Consider the following 2128-nt stretch of genomic DNA (forward strand, 5'->3'; position numbering starts at 1 on the left):
CCCTACCCCCACCCCCAGTCAGGCCCCCGGCGCGGCGGAGGAGGGAGAACCTCTGGACCTCCGGGTGATCCTCATCCCCCTGATCGTGGTGCTGGTGATCCTGGCCTTCCCGGCCAACCGGGCCTTTGGCCGGTCCCGTCGGGAAAAGAAATTCAGGCAGGAGAGCACCAACCGGGCAGTCATCGCCGCCTACCTCCAGCTGAAACGCCTGGAGAAGTGGGGCTGTGAGCTGCCGGAGGAGATCTTCGAGTTGGCCAAGAAAGCCAAGTTCAGCCCCCACACCCTGACGGAGGAGGAACGGGAGCAGGCGGTGTCCGCCGCCCGTGCCGCCGCCGCCCAGGTGGACAAGGCCCTGCCCTGGTACAAGAAATTCTGGTGCCGGTATATTCTGGGCCTCATCTGACCGGACACAAAAATGAAAGCTCCCGGAGCGCTTAGGCGCTCCGGGAGCTTTTCTGTTATTTCGCTCTGCTCTCGCAGAACCGCTGGAGGAGGGCTGCCACCTCCGAGCGGGTGGCGGTGCCGGTGGGATCCAGCAGGCCGCCGTTCTTGCCGGAGATCAGGCCCGTGCTCACGGCCCAGGTCATGCTCTCCACGGCCCAGTCGGAGGTCTGGGCCCCGTCGGGATAGCCGGTCAGGTCGCCCTCGGCCTTGGTGTCGTCGTCCAGACAGCGGGCGTAGCGGTACAGGATGGCCGCCAGCTGCTCTCTGGTGATGGGGTCCTCGGGGCCGAACCTGCCGTTGCCGTAGCCGTCCACGATGCCCTGGGCGGCCGCCCAGTTCACCGCCTGGGCGTACCAGGCGTCGGAGGCCACGTCGGTAAAGACGGTACCGGTGCCGGCGGCGGGGGAACCCTCCAGCCGCCACAGCACGGTGGTGATCATGCTCCGGGTCAGGTGCTGGTCCGGCGCGAACAGGGTGTCGCTGATGCCGGTCATCAGCTCCCGGCCGTAGACATAGGCTACCGCGTCGTAGAACCAGTCGGCCTCGTCCACATCGGTGAAGGGCAGCTCCACCGGCAGGGGCGCAAAGCGGACCGCCACGGTCACCTTGCCGCCCGGCATGGTGAAGCGGTAGGTGTCGCCGTCCGCCGTCAGCTGCAGCAGCTTGCCGCTGCCGTCAGTGACGGAGATGCTGTCCAGGGTGTAGCCCTGGTCGGGCTTGGCGGTCAGGGTGACGGTCTGGCCCGCCTCCGCGGTGGTGCGGTCGGCGGTAACGGTGCCGTTGTCCACGGTCTGGGGCAGGTTCACCGGATACTTGGGAACCGTGACGGTGCCGCCGCCGCTGGGCCCGGAGGGCTCGCTGCTCCAGCGGGCGGTCAGGGTCAGGTTCTCCGCCGGCATGGTGGCAGGCAGCTCGGGAGACCAGCCGTTGAAGATATACCCCTCCCGGGTGGGATTGGCCGGGGCCTGGATGGCCGTGCCGTAGTCAGCGGTGATGGGCTCCACAGCGGTGGCGCCCTCGCCGGTCTCGAAGGTGATGGTGTACTGGTTCACCGTCCACTTGGCGTACAGGGTGAAGCTCTGAGCGGGCATGGTGGTGAACACGTAGGGCTCGCCGGTGCAGTCCGCCTCGGTATACCAGCCGCCGAAGGTGTAGCCGGTGCGGGTGGGCGCCGTGGGGGCGGTCACCGTCTGGCCGTAGTCGGCCGCGATGGTCTCCACCTGGCTGCCGCCCTGGCTGTCGAAGGTGATGGTGTACTGGCCCGCCTGCCACTTGGCGTACAGGGTGATGTTTTCAGCGGGCATGGTGGTGAAGGCATAGGGCTCGCCGGTGCAGTCCGCCTCGGTGTACCAGCCGGTGAAGGAGTAGCCCTCCCGGGTGGGATCGTCGGGCTTTGTCACGGTGGTGCCGTAGTCCTGGGTGATGGGCTCCACAGCGGTGCCCTCGCCGGTCTCGAAGGTGATGGTGTACTGGTTCACCGTCCACTTGGCGTACAGGGTGAAGCTCTGCGCGGGCATGGTGGTGAAGGTGTAGAGGTTCTCACAGCCCGCCTCGGTGTACCAGCCGCCGAAGGTGTAGCCGGTGCGGGTGGGCGCCGTGGGGGCGGTCACCGTCTGGCCGTAGTCGGCCGCGATGGTCTCCACCTGGCTGCCGCCCTGGCTGTCGAAGGTGATGGTGTACTGGC

General features: G+C 67.6%; 2 protein-coding genes. One reads left to right on the plus strand and one right to left on the minus strand.

Annotated elements, in window-relative coordinates:
- Window positions 1–403 (plus strand): hypothetical protein (locus tag E0E41_RS18680; protein WP_165450617.1); only part of this gene is annotated, 403 nt, incomplete at its 5' end.
- 55 nt (window positions 404–458) lie between these two features.
- Here E0E41_RS18680 and E0E41_RS18355 read toward each other — a convergent pair.
- A partial coding sequence (locus E0E41_RS18355; protein ID WP_207303265.1) for an InlB B-repeat-containing protein occupies window positions 459–2128 on the minus strand: 1670 nt, incomplete at its 5' end.

Origin of the sequence: Intestinimonas massiliensis (ex Afouda et al. 2020) (genome assembly GCF_900626285.1) — a bacterium.
In the GTDB taxonomy this organism is placed as follows: Bacteria; Bacillota; Clostridia; order Oscillospirales; family Oscillospiraceae; genus Flavonifractor; species Flavonifractor massiliensis_A.